The sequence below is a fragment of the Dietzia maris genome, assembly GCF_036287335.1.
Classification (GTDB): domain Bacteria; phylum Actinomycetota; class Actinomycetes; order Mycobacteriales; family Mycobacteriaceae; genus Dietzia; species Dietzia cinnamea.
Window position 1 is genome coordinate 2364183 of record NZ_CP143053.1, and the last position, 20493, is coordinate 2384675.

Genomic DNA, 20493 nt, shown 5'->3' on the forward strand with positions numbered 1-20493 from the left:
CGGTTGGTGGGTGGATTGCTGGCCGGGCAGGCTGGTTGGCGCTGTTGAACGGGTCGCGGTTGGCGCGCAGCCGCGGACCGAGGGCAAGCTGGACCCATGCCTAGTGATTCCCGCGTGTCCCTCCGCGTCTTCGTCGAACCCCAGCAGGGCGCGACGTACGCCGACCAGCTCGCCGTCGCCCGCGCCGCCGAGGATCTCGGCTACGAGGCGTTCTTCCGCTCCGACCACTACCTCAAGATGGGCGACGTCAGCGGCCTGCCCGGCCCCACCGACGCCTGGCTCACGCTCGCCGGCCTGGCCCGGGAGACGTCCACCATCCGGCTCGGCACGCTGCTGACCTCGGTGACGTTCCGGCACCTGGGCCCCCTGGCGATCTCCCTGGCCCAGGTCGACGAGATGTCCGGCGGCCGACTCGACGTCGGCCTCGGCGCCGGGTGGTACGAGGACGAACACACCGCGTACGGCATCCCGTTCCCTCCGCTCGGCGAGCGGTTCGACCTGCTCGAGGACACCCTCGGCGCGCTCGAGCAGCTGTGGTCCGCGCCCGCCGGCGACACCCTCACGGTCCGGGGCAAGCGCATCGATCTCCTCGACTCCCCCGGCCTGCCCAAGCCCGTGCAGTCGCCGCCGCCCGTGATCGTCGGCGGCCACGGCAAGAAGCGCACCCCCGCGCTGGCCGCACGGTTCGCCGACGAGTTCAACGTGCCCTTCGCCGACGTCGACACCGTCGCGACCCAGTACCGACGCGTCGACGAGGCCTGCGCCGAACGCGGCCGGGCCCCCGAGGAGATCATCCGCTCGGCAGCGCTCGTCCTGTGCTGCGGACGCGACGAGGCCGAGATCGCCCGCCGAGCCGACGCCATCGGCCGCGAGGTCGACGAACTGCGCACCAACGGGGCGGCCGGCACCCCGGCGGAGGTGGTCGAGAAGATCGGCCGCTACTCCGAGATCGGCGCCCGCCGCATCTACCTGCAGGTGCTCGACATGTCCGACCTCGACCACCTCGACCTCGTCGCCTCGGAGGTCGCCCGCCAGCTCTGACCGGATGGCAGCCGCCCGGCTGACGAAACGCCCTCGTCAGGCCGGGCGGCAGGGCTAGTGTCGGGCCATGACGGCGCAGTCAGATCCCTCGGCCCGACCCGCCCATCCCGGCCGGCGAACGACGGGGGCGCCGGCGGCTCTCGTCGTCGTCCTCGTCGTCGCCCTCGCCACCGCCGTCACCACCTCCCTCGGTGCGGGGATCTCCGGCGGCGGACAGGCCCGCGCCGCCGTGCCGGGCGGCGCTCCGCCCATCCGCGGCATGGTCGACGCCCACGCGCACATCACCGCCTCCCAGGCCTTCGGCGGCGGCCTGCGGTGCGGCGAGCCGTTCGCGCCGGGCGGCATCGCCGAGGCCCTGGCCGACTGCTCGACGCACTCCGGCACCGGCCACTTCGCCCTGCTCGAATCCGTGCTCGGCGGCACCGACCTGCCCGGCGGTAACCAGGGGTTCCCGACGTTCGCGCAGTGGCCGTCGCACGACTCGCAGCTCCACGAACAGGCCCACTACAGCGGTATTGAACGGGCGTGGCGCGGCGGACTCCGCGTGCTCACCAACCACCTCGTGGCCAACCGGGTGCTGTGCGAGGCGCTCGTCGGGCTCGGCGTCCCCGCCCGCACCTCGTGCGACGAGATGGAGCAGCTGCGCAGCCAGGTCGACTACCTGAACCGCATGGAGGCGCACATCGACGCCGAGCACGGCGGGCCCGGGCGGGGCTGGTTCCGGATCGCGCGCTCCCCCGAAGACGTCCGGGCGATCGCCGCCGAGGGCAAGCTCGCCGTGACGCTCGGCGTGGAGGCCTCCGAACCGTTCGGGTGCCGGGTCGTGGACGACGCGCCGATGTGCACTCCCGAGGACATCGACCGCGGCCTCGACGAGTTCGCCTCGTGGGGCGTCTCCACGGTCTTCCCGGTCCACAAGTTCGACAACGCCCTCGGTGGGGCGCGCATGGACGAGGAGCTCGCCGGGCTCGCGGTGAACATCGGCAACAAGCTCGGCACCCAGCGGTTCTGGGAGACCGAGCCGTGCGCCGGCCCCGACGCCGACCACGCCCAGCCGCTGGCCAGCACGCCGGTCGCCGACGGACTCGCCGCGGCGTCCTCCGGCGCGCCCGCCGGCGCGGCCCTGCCCGTCTACCCGGACGCGCCGCTGTGCAACGTGCGCGGGCTGACGGCGCTGGGCGAGCACGCGATCCGCGGGATGATGGCGCGCGGCATGGTCATCAACATCGACCACATGGGCGTCAAGACCGCCCACCGCGCGCTCGACATGGCCGCCGAGGCCGGATACACCGGCCTCGTCGTGGACCACGCCTGGGCCACGCAGGGCAACACGCGCCGGGTGCACGAGCAGGGCGGGTTCGTCGCCGCGTTCGCCTGGCCCGCCGACGCCACCGAGAACTTCGAGGTGGGTTTCCTCGAGCAGTGGCGCACCAACACGGTCGGCGCGATCCGGCCCTTCGACGGGTACGGGTGGGGCTCGGACGTCAACGGCCTCGCGGCGCTGGCCGAACCCCGCCCGAGCGCAGCGACCGATCCGCTCGTCTACCCGTTCACCGCGCCCAGCGGCGAGGTGATGGACCGCTGGAGGTTCGGCGACCGCGTCTATGACCTCAATATCGACGGCGTGGCCCAGTACGGCCTGTACGCCGACTGGACCGCCGACGTGCTCCACCGCGCCGGGCCCGACCGCGCCGAGTTGGAGCGCCAGCTCATGGGCGGCGCCGAGGCGTGGACGGCCAACTGGGAGCGGGCCCGCCTCAGTAGCAGCCGGTGATCACGGCCATCACGTAGGGGACGTGGACCGCGGCGGCGAGCATCGCCAGCGAGGTGAGGCAGAACGCCGTGGCGACCGCCGCCGCCACGCCCCTCGACCCGCTGGCCGGCTGGACCAGATGCCGGATGCGGTCCGGCCCCAGGGCGTGCAACGCCCCCGCGAGTTCCTCGCCGCTGTGATCACGGTGTCGGCCGTACCGACCGAGCGTCAGCAGTGCGCCGGCCAACGCGGTCGTACCGGCGGTCCGGCGCGCGGCGTCGTCCGCGGCGATCTCCAGATAGTGCCCGAGGGCGTCCTCCACTGCGGCGAACAGCGGCACCCACCGCAGCCCGGTGGTGAGCGTGGAGACCAGAGTCGAGACCGCGTGATGCCGCTGCCGCAGGTGGGCGTCCTCGTGCGCGAGGACCGCCCCCAGTTCCTCGTCCGAGAGCAGCTCGACGGCGGCCGTGGAGACCATGATGCCGCCGTGCCGCCGGGGAAGCGCGAGCGCGAACGGGTGCGCGTCGTCGATCAGTCGGACCGCGTGGCCGTGGAGCCGCGCGGGCACTCCCCGGTGGCGGTAGAGCGCGGCCGTGCGCAGCGTGGTGCTCCGGCGGCGCCGCGCCTCGAGCGCCACCCTGACGGCGTGGGCCACGGAGACCGCGACCGGGACGACGAGCAGCAGGGCCACCGGCACGGCGGTATCGATGCGATCCAGGCCGAACGGGTCGGCGGCGGCCAGGCACCGGCTGCACACGGCCGCCGCGTCCGCGGGCAGCAGGTCCGGGCCGGTGACCACCCAGGCGAGCAACGGACCCACCGACAACGCGGCGAGGGTCCAGAAGACCACGGCGGAGCTGAGCAGCCCCACCGCCACGCGCGGCATCCGCATGAGGACCGGCGCGGCGCTGCGGAGGACGCGGGGCCCGGCGACAGCGGGCAGCAGCAGACCCGCGAACACGAGCGTGATCAGCACGTAGACGGCCGTCACGGCGCGTCGCTCCCGTCACGCTGGCGCAGGTAGTCGCGGAGTAGCTCGAGGTCCGAGTCCGGGACGCTCTGCGCGAAGTGCAGGATCGACGCCGCACGGTCGCGGCTACCTCCGAGCGCGTGCGTCATGAGTGTCGCCACGTGCTCCTCTCGGGTGGTGCACGCCCCGTACACGGTCGACCGGCCGTCCTTACTCGTGGACACCAGGCCCTTGCGCTGGAGGTTGGTCAGCACCGTGGCGATGGTCGTGTAGGCCGGCTCGCCGTCGAGTCGGTCGATGAGCCCCCGGACGGTGGACGGCCCGTGGTCCCACAGCAAATCCATCACCTGGGTCTCCAGCGCGCCCAGGCGCGGCGCGTCCTGCCGGGCGCTCCGCCGCGCGCTCATCCCACCGCCTCGGCCACGCGAACCCGCGGAAGCGGGCAGGCGACCCGGCCCCGCAGCCGCACGACCAGCGCGACCGCGGTGAGGACCAGCGCGATGACGGCCAACACGGGCTGCACCGGCGCGAACCACGTGAGCGCGCCGGAGTAGCCCAGCGCCAGGAGCGCGAACTTGTTGCACACCGGGCAGCCGACCGCGAACCAGGCCAGGAAGGCGCCGACCACGCCGACGCGACTCGTCCGGCGGTCCTCGGCGCCGTCCGGCCCACCCGTCGCGGGCGTCTCCGAGCCGGACGCTCCCCCGGATTCGGGCCTGCCGTCCCGGACATAGGTCGCGAAGAGCAACCCGGAGAACACCGAGGTGAGTATCCAGACCGGGTAGTTCCACCAGACCGGCGGGATCTCGCGGACGAAGAAGGAATTGGGGATGAGGACGGTGGCCAGGCCCAGCAGGCCCCCGAACAGGACGGTCGCCACCGCGGCGGCGCCCCACTGCCGGGGCGAGAGGGTCCGCAGCCCCTGGGCCGCCAGGTCCACGGATTGTCGGACCGACGCGAGAGTCCACGAGATGCGCTGCATGGTCCCCGATCATGCCACAACCGACTATCCGACATAGTCAACTAACCCCGATAGTCGACTATGTGTCATAGTCGATCCGGTTACCGGCCCCCGCGACGAGAAGGACTCCCCCTGTGACAACCGACCCAGCGACCTCCCGCCACACCCTCGAGGGGAAGTACCGGCGCTCGAGAATCCTCAACGGCGTCCTCGGGGCGGTGGTCGCGTTCCTCGCGGTCGTCGTCGTGGCCCAGATGCTGCCCGGGCAGTCCCCGACGTCGGGGGCCCCTGCCGCGGCCGAGACGGCCTCCGCCTCCGGCGACACCGCCGGACCCGACGCACAGGCCGGTGGGGACATGGACTTCGTCCGGCGCGACGCCGACGACCCCAAGGCCATCGGCGCGGTCGACGCCCCGGTGGTCCTGACCGAGTGGATCGACCTCCGGTGTCCGTTCTGCGCCTCCTTCAGCCGCGACACGCTCCCGACCCTCATCGACGAGTACGTCGACACCGGCAGGGTCCGCATCGAGTTCACCGACGTCGCCTACTTCGGCGAGCAGTCCGAGGACGCCCAGATCGCGGCGCAGGCCGCCGCGAACCAGGACAAGTACGTCGACTACATCACCGCCGTCTTCGACGCGGCCCCCGACAGCGGCCATCCCGACCTCACCCGTGACGTCCTCATCGACTTCGCCGAGCAGGTCGACATGCCGGACATGGACGCGTTCCGCGCCGACCTCGACGACCCGGGCGTGCGTGCGCAGGCCGAGAACGAGACCCGGACCGCACAGCAGCTGGGCGTCACCGCCGTCCCGTTCTTCGTCGCCGGCCAGATCGCCATGTCGGGCGCACAGCCCCTTGAGAACTTCCGGGCCTACCTGGACGACGCCCTCGCCGCGGTGGAGTGAGCCGTGGACATCGGACTACTCGGAGCGTTCCTCGGCGGCGTCCTGACCCTGCTCAGCCCGTGCTCGGCGATGCTGCTGCCCGCGTTCTTCTCCTACGCCTTCGCCGCCCCGCGGGAGCTCCTCGCCCGCACCGGCGTCTTCTACCTGGGCCTGGCCACCACGCTCGTCCCCCTCGGCGTCCTCGCCGGGACGCTCGGGGCCTTCGTCAACGAGCACCGGTTCACCTTCGTCACCGTGGCCTCCGTCCTCGTGATCGTGCTCGGCCTCCTCATGCTGCTCAACGTCCCCGTGCCGTTCCTGCGACGGGGGACCAACACCGAGGGCACCTCGATGACGGCCGTCTACGCCCTCGGCACGGTCTACGGGCTCGCCGGCGTCTGCGCGGGCCCGCTGCTCGGCGCCGTCCTCACCGTGGCCGCCGTCTCCGGCACGCCACTGTCCGGCGGGATCATCGTCCTGGTCTTCGCCGCAGGGATGGCGCTGCCACTGTTCGTCCTCTCGCTCCTGTGGGGACGCTTCCCCGCCGTCCGGAACCTCGTCCGGCCGCGCGAAGTGAAGATCGGACGCTGGAGCAACACCTGGACCGGCCTCATCGGTGGCGCCCTCACCGTCGCGGTGGGCGTCCTCCTGCTGGTGACCGCCGGCACCACCGAGCTGACCGGTCTCCTCGGCGCGAGTACCCAGGCCGAACTCGAGGGGAGCGTCCTCGGCTGGGCGAATCGAATCCCCGATCTCGTCGTCGTCCTCATCGTCCTCGCGGTCGCACTGGCCGGATGGCTGGTCGCCCGGACCCGCCGCGCGCGCCCGTCCCCCGGCCCCGACCTGCCCTTCCCCACGGTGACCATGCCGTCGACGATCAGCCCGACTCGCGGTGAGACGCAGTGAGCGGCGACGCCACCGCGCTGCTCGCCCAGTCGATCGGTGAGACGTTCCAACAGACCGCCGCGTCCGGACCGATCCTGCTCGCGCTCGGCGCGTGCGTCCTCGCCGGCCTCGTGTCCTTCGCGTCCCCGTGCGTCGTGCCGCTGGTACCCGGCTATCTCGCCTACCTGGCCGGGGTCGTGGGCGCGGAACGACCCGCCACCACCGTCGCCGCCGCGGAGAGACGCCGCGCCGAGGCCGGCACCCTCACCCTCGAGGCCAGGCGCCAGCAGCGGTCCGGCAGGCGACGCGTCGTGGCGGCCTCCCTGCTGTTCGTCGGCGGCTTCACCACCGTCTTCGTCCTGCTCTCGGCCATGGTCCTCGGTACGGTGCAGTACATCGCCCCCCAGCAGGAACTGCTGCAGCGGCTCGGCGGGGTGGTCACGATCCTCATGGGGCTCGTGTTCATCGGGGCGGTGCCGGTCCTCCAGCGGGACACACGCCTGCAGCCGAAGGCCCTGTCCACCTGGCTCGGCGCCCCGCTGCTCGGCGGCGTGTTCGCGCTCGGGTGGACGCCGTGCCTGGGCCCGACGCTGGCGGCCGCGCTCTCCGTGGCCGCCGGCACCGGCCTCGACGCCACGCGCGGCGTGCTGCTCATCGTGGCGTACTGCTTCGGGCTCGGGCTGCCGTTCGTGGTGGTGGCGTTCGGATCGACCCGGGCGCTGCGCACCGTGGGGTGGCTGCGCCGGCACACGCGCGCCATCCAGATCTTCGGTGGCGTCATGCTCATCGTCGTCGGCCTGCTGCTGGTCAGCGGCGCGTGGGCGCTGTTCATCGGCTGGCTCCGCGACTTCGCGATCAGCGACACCACCCTCCCCATCTGACGAGAAGCTCCCATGTCACACCCCCCGAGGTCTTCCCGGCTGCCCGTGGGCACCATCCCCGGCGTGCTCGTGCTGGGCGTCCTGGTCCTGCTCGTCGTGGCGATGTGGCGCACGTCGTTCGGAGGCGACAGCGCGACGGCCGCAGGGCAGGACAGCGGGCAGATCCAGCAGCAGCCCGACTACTCCCACGCCGAACGGCGTGACCCCGCGGACCCGTTCGCGCTCGGACCCGTCGACGCGCCGGTCGGACTGGTGGTGTTCTCGGACTACCAGTGCCCGTTCTGCGCGCAGTGGAGCCGCGACACGCTGCCCTCGATGGTCGACCGGGCCGAGATCGGGGACCTGCGCATCGAGTGGCGCGACGTCAACGTCTACGGACCCGACTCGAGGCGGGCGGCGATGGCCTCCTTCGCCGCCGCCGCCCAGGACCGTTTCTGGGACTACCACGACGCCCTGTTCGCCGACGGCCGGATCCGCTCGGGTGACGAGCTGTCCCGGGAGGGCCTCGTGGCGTTGGCCGGCGACCTCGGACTGGACACCGACCGGTTCGCCGCCGACATGACCTCCCCCGCCGCCGAGGAGGAGATCGCGCGCAACGAGCAACTCGGCATCGACCACGGGGCCATGGCGACCCCCGTCTTCCTGCTCGGCGGCAAGCCGCTGGTCGGCGCGCAGCCACCGGAGGTCTTCCTCGAGGCGTACCAGTCGGCCCTCGACTCCAGCGGCGGGTGACGGCGTGGACGTCGGCCTGCTCAGCGCGTTCGTCGGCGGGATCCTCGCGTTGCTCAGCCCGTGCGGGGCGCTCCTGCTGCCGGCCTTCTTCGCCTCGACCGTCGGTTCGGGTCCACGACTGTGGCTGCACGGGGCGGTCTTCTACGCCGGACTGCTGGTCATCCTGGTCCCCCTGGGCGTCGGGGCGGGTGCGGTGGGCAGCGTGTTCGTCTCGCATCGGGAGACCGTCATCATCGCCGCGTCGGTGCTGCTCATCGCGCTGGGCCTGGCCCAGGCGCTCGGATTCGGATTCGACGCCGCGCGGATGCTGCCCGGGGCGGACGCCCTCCGGAGCCGGGCGGCCGCGCGCGCGGGCCTGGTCAAGACCGCGCTTCTCGGCGCGGCCAGTGGCGTGGCCGGCTTCTGCGCGGGACCCATCCTGGGGGCCGTCCTGACCCTGGCGGCCGCGCAGGGCGACGTCGTCACCGCCGGCACGCTCCTCGCGATCTACGGGGCGGGCATGGTCGTCCCGTTGCTGGTCCTCGCCGGACTGTGGCATCGGATCGGCGCCCGCACCCGCACGCTCCTGCGCGGCCGCACGGTCACCGTGTTCGGGCGTGACCTCCACAGCACGAGCGTGATCACCGGGCTGCTCATCGCGGCGATCGGGGTGCTGTTCTGGGCGACCAACGGGTTCATCACGATGCCCGAGCTCCTCCCCACCGGCGCGCAGGCCTGGATCCAGCACCGCAGCGCGGCCCTGGCGAACCCGGTCGTCGACGGCGCGGTGATCCTCGCCGTGGCGGTGCTGGCGTTCGCGCTCTGGCGACGCGCCCGCGCCCGGTCCCGCTCCCGGTCCCGCGCCCGGGCCGATCGGAGGCCCGCACCCGCGACCGCGCGCCCGCACGATCCGCCGCCGTCAGGGGGCTAATCTGAGGGGGTGCTCACGGATTCGGTTCCGCCCCGCCCGCGCCGAGGCGCCCCCTCACGTCGGGTCCCGCGCCCCACGCGGCGCCCGCTGATGGTCGCGGCCCTCGGCGCCGCCCTCACGCTGTCCGCCTCCGCGTGCGGGACCCCCCTTCCGGACCCCGTGCCCGGCCAGAGCCCGGCGGCGTACTCCGGGCTCGAGGTCTCGGAGGACCGCATCGAGTACGCGATCGGCAAGGTCACCGACATCGCCGAGGAGGAACTCGAGGCCTCGGGCGTGCCGGGCGCCGCGGTGGCGGTCGTCCACGGCGGTGAGGTCGCGTTGGCCGAGGGCTTCGGCGTGCGCAGCACCGAGACCGGGGAGGAGGTCGACGCGCGGACCGTGTTCCCGCTGGCCTCGATCTCCAAGTCGGTCAGCGCGACGGTCGTGGCCGCCGAAAGCGCCGCGGGCGAGGTCGGCTGGGACACCCCCGTCCGCGAGCACCTGCCGTGGTTCGCGCTCTCCGACCCCCGGGTCACCGAGGACGTCACCGTGGGCGACATGTTCGCGCACCGCTCCGGGTTGCCCGAGCACGCGGGCGACGACCTCGAGGACCTCGGCTATGAGCGGCCCGCGATCCTGCACGGCCTGCGCCACCTGCCGCTCGAGCCGTTCCGGACGTCGTACGCGTACACCAACTTCGGGCTCACCGCGGGGGCCGAGTCCGTCGCCGCGGCGGCGGGCACCCCGTGGGCCGAGCTGGGCCGCGAGCGTCTCTTCGACCCCCTCGGCATGTCGGACACCTCGTTCAGTTACGAGGAGCTGCTCGACCGCGGCAACCGCGCCGTGGGTCACGTGCGCGCGCCGGCCGCCGAGTCGGGCGAGTCGTCCGGCGAGTGGATCCCGGCGGACCCCGCGCGTGACCCCGACGCCCAGGCCCCGGCGGGGGGCCTGAGCTCGTCAGTGACGGACATGGCGCGGTGGATGTCCATGGTCCTTGACGACGGCAAGGGCCCCGGTGGCGCACAGGTGGTCCCCTCCGAGGCACTCAGGGAGGCTCTGACCCCGCAGTCCGTGTCCGCGCCCCCGCAGGCCGCGGCGGACCGCACCGGGAGCTATGGCTACGGCTTCAACATCGGCACGAGTTCCTCGGGCCGCGTCCAGTGGAGCCACTCGGGGGCGTTCGCGCTCGGCGCGGGCACGGCGATGCTCATGATGCCGTCCCTGGATCTAGGCATCATCACCCTGACCAACGCCGCGCCGACGGGGGTGGCGGAGACGATCAACGCCCGGTTCGCCGACTACGCGCAGTACGGGGACCCGGCGCTGGAGTGGCGCGAGCTCTACACCGAGCAGTTCGGCCCGCTGCTCGACCCGGTGGGCGATCTGGTGTCGACGCGCCAGCCGTCCGCGCCGGCACCGCCCCGGCCCGCCGAGGAGCTGCTGGGTCTCTACCGCAATGACTACTTCGGAGAGATCGAGGTCCGACGCGTCGCGCAGGACGCGGACGGCGGGGCCGACGGGGCCGACGGGGCCGACGGGGCCGCGGATGGTTCGGGCGCCGCCATCGGGGCATCCGGCCCCGAGCTCGCGCTCGCCGTGGGACCGGGCCCGCTGGTCTGGCCACTCGAGCACTGGGACGGGGACGCGTTCGCCGTGAGCCCGGTGGGCGAGAACTGGCCGCGCGGGTCCAGGGGCAGCGTGACCTTCGAGGGCGACACCGTCACGGTGGAGCTACTCGACGCCAACGGCCTGGGCACCTTCACGCGCGTCGACGCCGACGAACCCGCCGACTAGGAGCATGGGTCAGTAATGGCTCGAAGCGCGCCGAGAGTACGGCGGAGTGCGTGAGAGCGTTGCGCTCGGGCCGGCGTCACTGGCGGCCAGGTATTCGGTTTGCGAAGCCGCGGTGATGGCGTTCAGTCCGCGGGTCAGCCTGTAGGTCGCCCGGGCCTGCCAGTTCAGGCGATCTGGAGGCCGCCGAGCCCGGTGGCGCCGATATGACCGTGGAGCTTTCGCAGGTTGTGGCAGGCAGCGAGCAGTAGCCATTCACCGCGGGCGGCGTCCAGACCGCGAATCAGGAGTTGCTTGCCGTTCTGCAGGGTGCTCATCTGTCCGAAGACCGGTTCGACGATCGCTTTGCGCCGGGCGTAGACCGCTCGGCCTTTCTTCGTGGCGAGCTTGCGGGCCATGCGCTGCTTGTCCGTGGCGCTGGCCGGGATCGGTCCCCGGGGGGCGATCGGCGCCGGTTCCCCGCTGCGCTGTCGTCCGGTGGCGATGAAGAACTCGGTGCCCTGCTCGCCGGTGACCTCGGCGGAGGCGGCGAGGTTCGCGGCTGAGCAGTACCCGGCATCGGCGAGCATCTGCTTCGGGGCCTGCCCCGTGTTGCTGATGGCCTGCTCGGTCATGGGGATGAGGTTGCCGACGTCGGCGGCACAGTCGTTGACCTCGGCCGCCACGATGATCTGATGGGCGGCATCGACCACGGCCTGGCCGTTGTAGCACTGAGCGAACGACCCGTCCCCGGTGAGCATGATCTTCGACTCCGGGTCGGTGAAGTTGCGCTGGGCCTTCGGCCTGGGCGTGGCGCGCTCGGCGGCCTCAGCGGCCTTCTGCGCGACGGTGTCTTCGTCTTCGCCCTTACCGCGGGCCTTAGCCTCAGCCTTCTCCGCCGCATCGGCGGCGGCGTCGGCTTCCAGAGCAGCTTTGGCCTGGCGCAGCTTGACCAGGCGAGACTCTCGGCGGGCCAGCTCATCGGGCAGCTCGTCCCCGCGCCGGTTCTTGCCGAACTTGGCGTCCTCGGCCTTGTCGATGGCCTCGGCGGCGGCCAGCAGATCGGAGACCTCCTGGGCCAGTACCTTCTCCTTGTCCGTCAGCCGCGCGTACGACATGGCCTTGCGTTTGGAGGCGTTCGCCCGCAGCTTCGTCCCATCCAGCGCGACCTGTCCAAGCGTGACCATCCCGGCGGCCTGGCACAACGCCAACGCCTGCAAGAACAGGTTGCCCAGCGCGGCCAGGTGCCTCTTGCGAAACCTGGCGATCGCGCGGTAGTCCGGGGCCGCCCCGGCCGCCAACCACCGGAAAGCGACGATGTCGGTGCAGGCCTTCTCGATCCCGCGGGAGGAGCGCACCCCCGTGGTGTAGCCGAAGATCAGCAACCGCACCATCAACCGCGGATCGTACGGCGGGGCCCCGCGCCCCTCCTGGTAGGAGACGTAGATCCGCGATAAATCCAGGTGCTCATCGACCAGATCCGCCACGAACCGTGCCAGATGATCGGCCGGAAGCCAGTCATCCAGCGACGGCGGCAGCAACAACCCCTGGCCCGGGTCGAACGCCCGAAATGTCTTGCCTGCGCCCACCGGCTCGACCTCGCCCTGCCGGTCAGCCCGCTCGACGCGGAACTCCTCGGCGGCGAACAACTCTTCCTCGCCCATGACGACAATTATCCCGCCGAACCCGCCCCATCAGCGGACCTGAACTGGCGTGTTACTGACCCACGCTCCTAGTGGGCATCTCCGTTAGTTCGTCGGGGGTCGGTGATCCAGGCGGTGGGGTCGCCGAGATAGAGGCCGCAGGCGGTGTCGAGGGCTTCTGCGGGAGTGCCTGAGGGCCATCCGTTTGGCAGGGCGGCTTGCTGGTAGTCGTCGTGGCTGGCGCGGTAGATCGCAAAACCCCACTGGCTGGCTGATCCGGCGTAGCGCAGTCGGCAGAGCTTGACTTCGTCCCCGTCGGTCAAGGTGGCATCGATGTAGGCGAATCCGGCCCGGTAGCGGGTGTGCAGGGCCTGGATCTGGGGCCACCGTTCGGCAGCGCGGGCCAGGAGTTTCTGTCGCAGTGAGGTCTGTGTCGAGTCGGGGATCTTGGCCATGGTCTCCATCATCGCCGCCGCCGTTTCTCGCCCTCGACTTTCGGCTTGTTCCGGCGTGGCGGCTTGGCGGGCGCCGCTGGGTGCGTCAGAAATGAACATGCCTCCCACCAGCGCCGTTATCGTCATCCTGTCCGGCAAAGAACGCGACGTGCTGACCCGCCGCGCGCACGCTGCTCGTTGTGCGCACCGCGATGTACTGCGAGCCCGGATCGTCCTGGCGGCCGCTGCCGGTGATGCCAACGCTGCGATCGCCCGCGAGGTCGGGGTGTGCGAAGACACGGTGCGCCAGTGGCGGCATCGGTTCTGCACCGAGCGCCTGGAGGGTCTCAAAGATCGGCCCCGCTCGGGACGACCGCGAGTGTTCACCCCCGTCGAGGTCGCCCAGGTCAAAGCGTTGGCGTGTACGCGCCCGGCTGACCACGGTCTGCCACTGACCAGATGGTCGGCCGCCGAGTTGAGAGCCCACGCCGTGGCCACAGGGCTGGTGCGCCCCGTGGCGTCGGCGACGATCGGGCGCTGGCTGGCCGCAGATGCGATCAAGCCGTGGCAGCACCGGTCGTGGATTTTTCCCCGCGACCCCGACTTCGCCGTCAAGGCCGCCCGGGTGCTGGACCTGTACCACCGGCGCTGGAACGGCGTTGCTCTCGGCGACGATGAGTACGTCATCAGTGCGGACGAAAAATCACAGCTCCAAGCCCTCAAACGCCGTCACGCCGAGACTCCCGCCAGGCCCGGTCAGCCGCGGCGCGTGGAGTTCGAGTACCGCCGCGGTGGGACGTTGGCCTACTTCGCCGCCTACGACGTCCACCAGGCCCGCGTGATGGGGATGACCGCACCCAAGACAGGGATCGCCCCGTTCACCGAACTGGTCGAGCAGGTGATGACCCAAGAGCCATACGCATCCGCGAAGCGAGTGTTCTGGGTCGTCGACAACGGCTCATCCCACGCAGGTCAGGCCTCGAAAGACCGGATGCGTCATGCGTTTCCCAACGCGGTCCTGGTGCACCTTCCGGTGCACGCCTCGTGGCTCAACCAGGTCGAAATCTACTTCTCGATCCTGCAGCGCAAAGCCATCGCCACCGGCGACTTCGCAGACCTCGACGATCTCGCCGCACGCATCCTCGCGTTCCAGGATCGCTACAACCGAAGCGCCGAACCGTTCGGCTGGAAGTACACCCGCGACGACCTCAACCGCCACCTCGACCGCCTCAACAACGACGGCACCCTCCGCGCAGCATGACCCCCGACGAACTAACGGAGATGCCCACTAGCGACCCGACGGCCGCCGAGCTCGACGCGCACCACGGGCTTCCGCCGCGCCCGCGTGCTTCCCGCCGCGCACCCCGGCCCGCGTGCCGCGTTGATCGGCCCCCACGCGCGCACCAGGGCCAGGACCCGAACGCTCACCCGCGCGCCTACGCACAGCCCCACGGCGAGAGGTCACACCCGCCCACGTTTTCCCAGGCGGCGGGCCGCCCAGGCCGGCATCTGCGACCACTCGCCGAAGCAGGCGGCGTCGGGGCGGGCGGGAGGTAGGCAGCGGAGACCGGCGACGAGGCCCGATGAGCGAACGGTAGCGGCGACGCAGCACCCGCTCCGGGCCGGGTCCGCGTGCGCGCCTGCGCGCCAGCCCTCCGCCCGACAGCGAGCGGTCACACCCGCCCACGTCTTCCCAGGTGGCGCGCCACCCAGGGCGGCATATGCGACCACTCGCCGAAGCAGGCGGGCGGGCGACAGATCGCCGGCAGCGCTAGACGAGGCCCGGTCAGCGGGCGGCGGCGTCCAGCCTCTCCGCGCGGCGCCTCCCCCGCCGGCCGTCCGCGTCCGGTGTCGTGAGGAACGTCGAGAACCACCCCATCCGCGGGTCCGCGTCCACGAGGAACGCCTTGACCATCAGCGTGAGCGGGACCGCGAGGATCGCACCGAGCGGGCCGGCGACCGCCGACCAGAACACCAACGACAGGAACGTCACGGTGGGCGTGAGCCCGACGGCGTCACCGGTGAATTTGGGCTGGATGAAGCTCTGCATCACGAGGTTGATGGCGCTGTAGATCACCACCACCCAGATGGCATCGCCCGGCCCGCCGGTGAGCAGCGCGAACAGCGCCGGCGGCACCAGGCCCAACACGAAGCCGATGTTCGGGATGTAGTTGGTGACGAAGGCGAGCACGCCCCACACCAGGGCGAGCGGCACTCCGAGAATCCACAGGGCGACCGCGTCCATCACCGCGACGATGAGCCCGAACACCGTGGAGACGATCCAGTACGACTTCACCCCGTCGGTGAACGAGCCCAGGGCGTCGGCCAACCGGGGCCGCTGGCGGGCGATCGCCGCCCGGCGGCGGAAGATGCCGGGGATGTCGAACACGAGGAAGGTCAGCGCGATGATCAGGACGGTGAGCTGACCGCCGGCTGCGGACAGTTGGCCTGCGACGTTCTGGACCGTGCCGATAATGGTCCCCGGGTCCAGGACACCCTGCAGGCTCGACGCGACCTGGTCCTGGCTCACGCCGAACCCGCCGAGCAGCTCGAGGCTCTGCTCGTAGAGGGCGACGAACTTGTCCTGATACTGCGGGATCTCCTCCGCGGCGACCCACAACGCCCACACGAGCATCCCGACCAGCGCGGCCAGCAGCAGGTAGAGCACCAGCAGGACGATGATCATCGCCCCCCAGCGGGGCAGCCCTGCCCGCTGCAGCAGCCGCTGCAGGGGCTGGGCGGCGATGACCAGGTTCAGCGCCAGGAACGCCGGCATCAGCAGGCTCGCGTGCTCCGATATCCCCCAGAGGACCACGACCGCGGCGGCGAGTGACACGACGGTCACGCCCGCGATGCCCCAGCCCTTGGGCTCCTCGTGAGGTGCTGACGTCGCGGGGCTGTCACCGGTCGTGGTCATGGTCCTCCTCGTGGGCGGCGCCCAGCGCGCCGGACGCCGCCCAGAGTAGCCGGGTCAGTTCCCGGCCAGCGCCGCCCGGATCCCGTCGACGTCCACCGCGTCGAGATCCGCGGGATCCCAGGTGGGGTTGCGGTCCTTGTCGATCACCACGGCGCGCACACCCTCGACGAAGTCCGGTCGGGCGGTGATCCACGCGCCCAACGCCAGCTCATTGTCCAGGCACTCCCGCAGGTCCGCTGCCTCGGCACCGGCACGCAGCAGCTCGATGGTCGCCACGATCGACGTGGGGCAGTGCGAGCGCAGCATGCCGAGCGTCTCCGTGGCCCACTCGTCCTGCTCGCCGGACTCCAGGGCCGCGATCATCTCCTGCGCGGTCCCGCGGGAGAAGACGTCCTCGATCCGCTCGATCCGCGCCTCGACAGCCGACTCCCCCGCTGCGGAGCGCTCGAGACCAAACCTCCGGAGCGCCTCCGGCAGACCGTTCGCACCGATGGCGTCGACGAAGGCGTTGCGCTCGTCGTCGTCGATCAGGTCCGTCGCCAGACCGGTGTAGAGGGCGTCGGCGGAGTTCATCCGCACGCCCGTCGTGCCCAGGTAGATCGCCACCGCCAGGCCGCGCGCGCCGCCGCCGCACAGGCGCGGCAGGAAGTGGCTCGCGCCGACGTCGGGGATGAAGCCGATCGCGGTCTCCGGCATCGCCATCATGACCTTCTTGGTGACCACGCGATGCGAGCCGTTGATCGAGATGCCCAGGCCGCCGCCCATCGCCACGCCGTGGATGACGGCCACCGTCGGCACGCGGTGCGTGTGGTACGCCAGATCCATCTCGTACTCCTCCGAAAAGAACTCCCGGTTGGCCGCGTGATCCCCCGACGCCGCCGCGTCCCGCAGCGCTCGGATGTCACCGCCCGCGCAGAACGCCTTCTCGGACGTGCTGGTGGTGACCACGGCCTCCACACCCGGATCCTGCGCGGCCTCGTCGAGTGCCGTGTGCAGCGCCCTACACATGGGCAGATCCAGCGAGTTCAGGGCCTTGGGGCGGTCCAGGACGATGTGCTGCATCCGGCCTTCGCGCCGGGAGATGACGTATTCACTCATGGCCCCAGTGTGTCAGGCCGCGCGCCGACCGACCCGCAGATACTAGGAAATCCTACCTCAATGCCCCCCCACGCCCCGGCGACCTCACCCCTTCAGCAGACGCGCGGCCACGTCGGGGACGTACTTGAACTCCTCGCGCGGCGGGCGCTCGTAGCCTGAGCCCTCCGGCCTCTCGGGGATCTCCAGCTCCGGCGGCTCGAGTTGCTCCCACGGCACCGTGGACAGCAGGTGCGAGATGACGTTGATCCGCGACCGCTTCTTGTCCTCAGACTCGACGGTGAACCACGGGGCTTCGGGGATGTCGGTGTGGATGAACATCTCGTCCTTCGCCCGACTGTAATCCTCCCACCGCGTGATGGACTCGAGGTCCATCGGCGAGAGCTTCCAGCGGCGCATCGGGTCGGAGTGCCGCGAGCGGAAGCGGCGCTCCTGTTCCTCGTCGGACACCGAGAACCAGTATTTGCGGAGCATGATCCCGTCCTCGACCAGCAGCCGCTCGAAGATCGGGGCCTGGTGGAGGAACCGCCGGTACTCGTCGGTCGTGCAGAAGCCCATCACCCTCTCGACGCCGGCCCGGTTGTACCAGGACCGGTCGAAGATCACGATCTCCCCGGCCGCCGGCATGTGCTCGATGTAGCGCTGGAAGTACCACTGGGTCCGCTGCACCTCCGTCGGTGCGGGCAGCGCCACCACCCGGGCGTGCCGGGGGTTGAGGTACTGGGTGATGCGCTTGATCGCCGAGCCCTTGCCCGCGGCGTCGCGGCCCTCGAACACGACCACCAGCCGGTTGCCGGTCTCGCGCAGCCACGCCTGCATCTCGACCAGCTCGGCCTGCAGCCGCTTCAGCTCGGACTCGTAGGCCTTCTTCGGTAGCTTCTCCAGCCCGCTCGGCAGCCGGTCCTTCTTCTTGGCGCCGCCCTTGCCCGACGACTTCTTGTCGCTCATGGGCACGATCCTACGGACCCGTGGCCACCCGGCCACCCGATTCACCGGGCCGATCGACGCCGAGAGGTCTCTCGACCGCATCGTGCGACGCGACGTCGACTTTGTCTTCTAAGGTAAGAAGATGCGGTCCCGTGACTCGATCCTCGAAGCCGCCCGAGAAGTGATCGGGCGGGCCGGCTTCGGCGGCGTCACGATCGCGGCGGTCGCCAAGCAGGCGAATGTCAGCCGCCAGACCATCTACTCCATCTTCGGCTCCCGCGAGGAACTCGTCTCCCAGGCAGTCGCCGAGCGGCTCACCATGCTGACCGGCGCCTTCGCCGACCTGCTGGAGAACTCCGACTCGCCGCTCGAGCTGATCGTGGGGATCGCGGTGGAGGGCCGCAACCGCGTCCTCGGTGACCCCCTGCTGCGGGTGCTCGCGCTGGGCGGCGGCGCCAACCCGATGTTCGACCCGGGCGCGGCCGCCCGCACCCACGAGTACTGCATGGCGCTCCTCGCCCCCGCCGCCGAGCGCTTCCCCGAGCTGGCCGGGAGACTGGACCTCGTCGCCGATGTCGGCATGCACGTCGGCTGGTCCGTCCTGTGTCTCGACTCGCCCGCCGCCCGTTCCGACGACGACCTGCGCGCCTTCCTCACCACCTGGCTCGCGCCGCTGATGCAGACGTTCACGAAGGCGGGGTCGGACGGCGCGAGCCGGGACGGTGCGGCGTGGGGCGCCGGGCCGGGCGGAGCGGGGCCGGGCGCCGGGCCGGGCGGAGCGGGGTCGGGCGAGGCGTGACCGCCGTGCTGGTCCTGTGGGACCTCGACCTCACCCTGCTCGACCCGGTCGGCTTCGGCGCCCGCATGATCACACCGACCCTCGCCGACTTCCTGGGTCGCGAGCCCGTACTCGGCGCGTCGTTCGCCGGGCGGACCGACCGCGCGATCCTCACCGACCTGCTCGAGTTGAACGGGATGAGCGGGCACGACGACGAGGTGGTCACCTCCCTGATGGACGCCGTGGCCCGGCGGTGCGAGACCTTCTCCGGCGATCTCCTGGCCGGTGGGGGCGGTCCCCTGCCCGGAGCCCACGAGGCGGTCGCCGCGTTGGCCGCGGACCCGCGGCTGCACCAGAGGATCGTCACGGGCAACATGCGCCGGACCGCACTGCTCAAGCTGCGGCTCTGCGGGTTCAACGGGCTGCCGGACCCCGACCTCGGCGCGTTCGGTGACCACCACGCCGACCGTGCCCACCTCGTGCGGGAGGCGGTCGCCGCGGCCGCGGATCGCGGGCTCGACGTGTCACCGGCGCGCGCGGTGGTCGTGGGCGATCACGTCCATGACGTCAGGGGCGCGCTCGACGCGGGCGCCGGCTGCGTGGCGGTCGCGACCGGTCGGGTGACCGCGGACGACCTCGCCGCCGCCGGGGCCCACACCGTCCTGCCGAACCTCACCGACACCGACGCCCTCCTGGAGGCGATCCACTCCGCCGCCGGCTGATCACTGCTCGAACCCGCCGCCGTTCACCGGCCCCTCGCCGCGCGTCGAGCGTTATGTAGCCCGCCGACCATTGCGCCGCCCGCCCCAAGCTTTGTCGGCACCATTGCGAGAATCGACCGGCTACTTCGCAGTGGTGCCACCAAACCTCGGGGGCAGGGCACCGTTCAGCTCGCTCCAGGGGGCTTACCGGAATCGCTGCCTCGCGGCTCACTCACCCCTCGCGCGGCGGCAGATGTCAGACCACCCCTCTGTGCTCTTCACGTCTGCCGCGATTGCCGCATGAGAGCCGCCCGGACCTGCCTGAGGAGCATCGGAGGGTGGCGCATCATCTGGGCGGTGACCCGAAGCGGCACCCATCCGAGTTCGAGAAGTTCTGCGTTCGCCCACGCGTCGAACTCCCAGGCGGATTTCTCGCGGTGGAGTTCACTGTCGTAGAAGATCGCGACCTTCTGCCCCTCGTACGCCAGGTCGGCTGTCGCGATCTTCTCCCCGTACTCGTTGTAGATCACCACTTGCGGGGTCGGCGCCGGCAGGCCGCCGCGTACGAGCATCAAACGGAGTCTGGTCTCCGGCGGCGAGTCCGCCCGCCTGTCACAGAACGGGAGGAGATCGCGCACGCGCTGGACCCCGTGCAGCCCTTTCATGTGCTCTGCCGCTGCTGCCACGGCGTCCACGTCGATCCCAGCCCTGTTGCAGATCGCGTCGATCTTGGCGATCGCGATGTCGTCGTCGCACTCCCAGCGCGCCACGTCCACCGCGGTCCGTGCGGCAGAGGTGACCCGGATTCCGCCGACGGTGACCACGTGCTCCGTCGGCAGTTCCCGGGTCAGTCTGCGGATGCGCACGCCGGTCGTCGCGCGCGGTGTCCCCGCCGAGTACACGTCGATCGACCGACTCACCGCTTCCCGCGCATACCAGCGCTCGCGATGGAACAACGCCGCACCGAGCCCGCCGATCACCGATTCCGCGGGCGCCCATAGGAACGCCCCGGCCACCAGTGTTCGAGCCCGCAGAGGAACCGCGGCATCGATATACACGTCGGGAAAGAGTCGACGCTGGGTCGTCCGCAGTTGATAGGGAGTCAGCCGACCCGACGAGACGGCGTCGCTGCCGAGGAACGGATCTCCGGTTCGAGGTGCTGGCACGTGCTCATAGTCGACCCGCTCGGCCCGTCCTGACCCGGCTGCGAGCGCTGCTGTGGACAGAGA

General features: G+C 71.4%; 20 protein-coding genes. 11 read left to right on the forward strand and 9 right to left on the reverse strand.

The window, feature by feature from the left end; all coding sequences use genetic code 11:
* The first annotated feature begins 96 nt into the window (after positions 1–96).
* On the forward strand, positions 97–1041 hold the full coding sequence (locus VYL96_RS10850) for an LLM class F420-dependent oxidoreductase (RefSeq protein ID WP_131886134.1): 945 nt from the start codon (positions 97–99) through the stop codon (positions 1039–1041).
* A 67-nt stretch (positions 1042–1108) separates the two neighbouring features.
* Positions 1109–2815: an amidohydrolase family protein gene (locus tag VYL96_RS10855; protein WP_243699753.1), complete on the forward strand. Its 1707-nt coding sequence runs from the start codon at positions 1109–1111 to the stop codon at positions 2813–2815.
* Here VYL96_RS10855 and VYL96_RS10860 read toward each other — a convergent pair.
* Genes VYL96_RS10860 through VYL96_RS10870 form a run of 3 tightly spaced genes read right to left on the reverse strand, consistent with a single transcriptional unit; the run spans position 2799 to position 4746 of the window.
* Positions 2799–3785, reverse strand: a complete 987-nt coding sequence (locus VYL96_RS10860) for a M56 family metallopeptidase (RefSeq protein ID WP_131886133.1) — start codon at positions 3783–3785, stop codon at positions 2799–2801. The genes VYL96_RS10855 and VYL96_RS10860 overlap by 17 nt on opposite strands.
* Positions 3782–4171, reverse strand: a complete 390-nt coding sequence (locus VYL96_RS10865; protein ID WP_131886132.1) for a BlaI/MecI/CopY family transcriptional regulator — start codon at positions 4169–4171, stop codon at positions 3782–3784. The genes VYL96_RS10860 and VYL96_RS10865 overlap by 4 nt, the downstream gene beginning before the upstream one ends.
* On the reverse strand, positions 4168–4746 hold the full coding sequence (locus tag VYL96_RS10870; RefSeq protein WP_131886131.1) for a hypothetical protein: 579 nt from the start codon (positions 4744–4746) through the stop codon (positions 4168–4170). The genes VYL96_RS10865 and VYL96_RS10870 overlap by 4 nt, the downstream gene beginning before the upstream one ends.
* Before the next feature lie 113 nt (positions 4747–4859).
* On the opposite strand from VYL96_RS10870, the gene VYL96_RS10875 reads away from it, so the two are divergent.
* The 6 genes from VYL96_RS10875 (at position 4860) to VYL96_RS10900 (ending at position 10793) form a co-directional block, all read left to right on the forward strand.
* Positions 4860–5633 (forward strand): DsbA family protein, encoded by a 774-nt coding sequence (locus VYL96_RS10875; protein ID WP_131886130.1) that lies wholly within the window; start codon positions 4860–4862, stop codon positions 5631–5633.
* Positions 5634–5636: 3 nt separating this feature from the next.
* Positions 5637–6518: a cytochrome c biogenesis CcdA family protein gene (locus VYL96_RS10880; protein ID WP_131886129.1), complete on the forward strand. Its 882-nt coding sequence runs from the start codon at positions 5637–5639 to the stop codon at positions 6516–6518.
* A complete protein-coding gene (locus tag VYL96_RS10885; RefSeq protein ID WP_131886128.1) occupies positions 6515–7378 on the forward strand; it encodes a cytochrome c biogenesis CcdA family protein in 864 nt (287 codons plus the stop codon). Before VYL96_RS10880 ends, VYL96_RS10885 begins: the two co-directional genes overlap by 4 nt.
* Before the next feature lie 12 nt (positions 7379–7390).
* Positions 7391–8110, forward strand: coding sequence for a DsbA family protein (locus tag VYL96_RS10890; protein WP_165928511.1), 720 nt, complete (start codon positions 7391–7393; stop codon positions 8108–8110).
* Between the two features lie 4 nt (positions 8111–8114).
* The gene (locus VYL96_RS10895; RefSeq protein ID WP_131886126.1) at positions 8115–9020 is read left to right on the forward strand and encodes a cytochrome c biogenesis CcdA family protein; all 906 of its coding nucleotides are present in this window, start codon (positions 8115–8117) and stop codon (positions 9018–9020) included.
* Between the two features lie 90 nt (positions 9021–9110).
* The gene (locus VYL96_RS10900; RefSeq protein ID WP_131886125.1) at positions 9111–10793 is read left to right on the forward strand and encodes a serine hydrolase domain-containing protein; all 1683 of its coding nucleotides are present in this window, start codon (positions 9111–9113) and stop codon (positions 10791–10793) included.
* A 164-nt stretch (positions 10794–10957) separates the two neighbouring features.
* On the opposite strand, the gene VYL96_RS10905 is transcribed toward VYL96_RS10900, so the two are convergent.
* Positions 10958–12433 (reverse strand): IS1182 family transposase, encoded by a 1476-nt coding sequence (locus VYL96_RS10905; protein WP_329437300.1) that lies wholly within the window; start codon positions 12431–12433, stop codon positions 10958–10960.
* 68 nt (positions 12434–12501) lie between these two features.
* Complete coding sequence (locus VYL96_RS10910; protein ID WP_254425955.1) at positions 12502–12966, reverse strand: hypothetical protein; 465 nt, start codon at positions 12964–12966, stop codon at positions 12502–12504.
* On the opposite strand from VYL96_RS10910, the gene VYL96_RS10915 reads away from it, so the two are divergent.
* On the forward strand, positions 12965–14107 hold the full coding sequence (locus VYL96_RS10915) for an IS630 family transposase (RefSeq protein WP_061917901.1): 1143 nt from the start codon (positions 12965–12967) through the stop codon (positions 14105–14107). The two genes, VYL96_RS10910 and VYL96_RS10915, sit on opposite strands and share 2 nt — an antisense overlap.
* A gap of 525 nt (positions 14108–14632) precedes the next feature.
* Here the strand turns inward: VYL96_RS10915 and VYL96_RS10920 are convergent.
* The 3 genes from VYL96_RS10920 to ppk2 form a co-directional block, all read right to left on the reverse strand.
* Positions 14633–15763 (reverse strand): AI-2E family transporter, encoded by a 1131-nt coding sequence (locus tag VYL96_RS10920; RefSeq protein ID WP_131886513.1) that lies wholly within the window; start codon positions 15761–15763, stop codon positions 14633–14635.
* Positions 15764–15817: 54 nt separating this feature from the next.
* The gene (locus VYL96_RS10925; RefSeq protein ID WP_063972826.1) at positions 15818–16861 is read right to left on the reverse strand and encodes an enoyl-CoA hydratase/isomerase family protein; all 1044 of its coding nucleotides are present in this window, start codon (positions 16859–16861) and stop codon (positions 15818–15820) included.
* Positions 16862–16945: 84 nt separating this feature from the next.
* A complete protein-coding gene (ppk2, locus tag VYL96_RS10930; RefSeq protein WP_131886512.1) occupies positions 16946–17806 on the reverse strand; it encodes a polyphosphate kinase 2 in 861 nt (286 codons plus the stop codon).
* Between the two features lie 121 nt (positions 17807–17927).
* Here ppk2 and VYL96_RS10935 point away from each other — a divergent pair, with 121 nt between their 5' ends.
* Positions 17928–18584: a TetR/AcrR family transcriptional regulator gene (locus tag VYL96_RS10935; protein ID WP_131886511.1), complete on the forward strand. Its 657-nt coding sequence runs from the start codon at positions 17928–17930 to the stop codon at positions 18582–18584.
* Positions 18581–19285, forward strand: a complete 705-nt coding sequence (locus VYL96_RS10940; RefSeq protein ID WP_131886510.1) for an HAD hydrolase-like protein — start codon at positions 18581–18583, stop codon at positions 19283–19285. The genes VYL96_RS10935 and VYL96_RS10940 overlap by 4 nt, the downstream gene beginning before the upstream one ends.
* Positions 19286–19542: 257 nt before the next feature.
* Here VYL96_RS10940 and VYL96_RS10945 read toward each other — a convergent pair whose 3' ends face one another.
* On the reverse strand, positions 19543–20322 hold the full coding sequence (locus tag VYL96_RS10945; protein WP_131886509.1) for an endonuclease domain-containing protein: 780 nt from the start codon (positions 20320–20322) through the stop codon (positions 19543–19545).
* Positions 20323–20493 lie beyond the last annotated feature (171 nt).

Excerpts from the sequence above, each read along its gene's own strand:
- ppk2 (WP_131886512.1), bottom strand. The coding sequence starts at position 17,806 with ATGAGCGACAAGAAGTCGTCGGGCAAGGGCGGCGCCAAGAAGAAGGAC.
- VYL96_RS10935 (WP_131886511.1), top strand. The coding sequence starts at position 17,928 with ATGCGGTCCCGTGACTCGATCCTCGAAGCCGCCCGAGAAGTGATCGGG.
- VYL96_RS10915 (WP_061917901.1), top strand. The coding sequence starts at position 12,965 with ATGCCTCCCACCAGCGCCGTTATCGTCATCCTGTCCGGCAAAGAACGC.
- VYL96_RS10905 (WP_329437300.1), bottom strand. The coding sequence starts at position 12,433 with ATGGGCGAGGAAGAGTTGTTCGCCGCCGAGGAGTTCCGCGTCGAGCGG.
- VYL96_RS10865 (WP_131886132.1), bottom strand. The coding sequence starts at position 4,171 with ATGAGCGCGCGGCGGAGCGCCCGGCAGGACGCGCCGCGCCTGGGCGCG.
- VYL96_RS10900 (WP_131886125.1), top strand. The coding sequence starts at position 9,111 with ATGGTCGCGGCCCTCGGCGCCGCCCTCACGCTGTCCGCCTCCGCGTGC.
- VYL96_RS10920 (WP_131886513.1), bottom strand. The coding sequence starts at position 15,763 with ATGACCACGACCGGTGACAGCCCCGCGACGTCAGCACCTCACGAGGAG.
- VYL96_RS10910 (WP_254425955.1), bottom strand. The coding sequence starts at position 12,966 with ATGTTCATTTCTGACGCACCCAGCGGCGCCCGCCAAGCCGCCACGCCG.
- VYL96_RS10850 (WP_131886134.1), top strand. The coding sequence starts at position 97 with ATGCCTAGTGATTCCCGCGTGTCCCTCCGCGTCTTCGTCGAACCCCAG.
- VYL96_RS10925 (WP_063972826.1), bottom strand. The coding sequence starts at position 16,861 with ATGAGTGAATACGTCATCTCCCGGCGCGAAGGCCGGATGCAGCACATC.
- VYL96_RS10870 (WP_131886131.1), bottom strand. The coding sequence starts at position 4,746 with ATGCAGCGCATCTCGTGGACTCTCGCGTCGGTCCGACAATCCGTGGAC.
- VYL96_RS10855 (WP_243699753.1), top strand. The coding sequence starts at position 1,109 with ATGACGGCGCAGTCAGATCCCTCGGCCCGACCCGCCCATCCCGGCCGG.
- VYL96_RS10890 (WP_165928511.1), top strand. The coding sequence starts at position 7,391 with ATGTCACACCCCCCGAGGTCTTCCCGGCTGCCCGTGGGCACCATCCCC.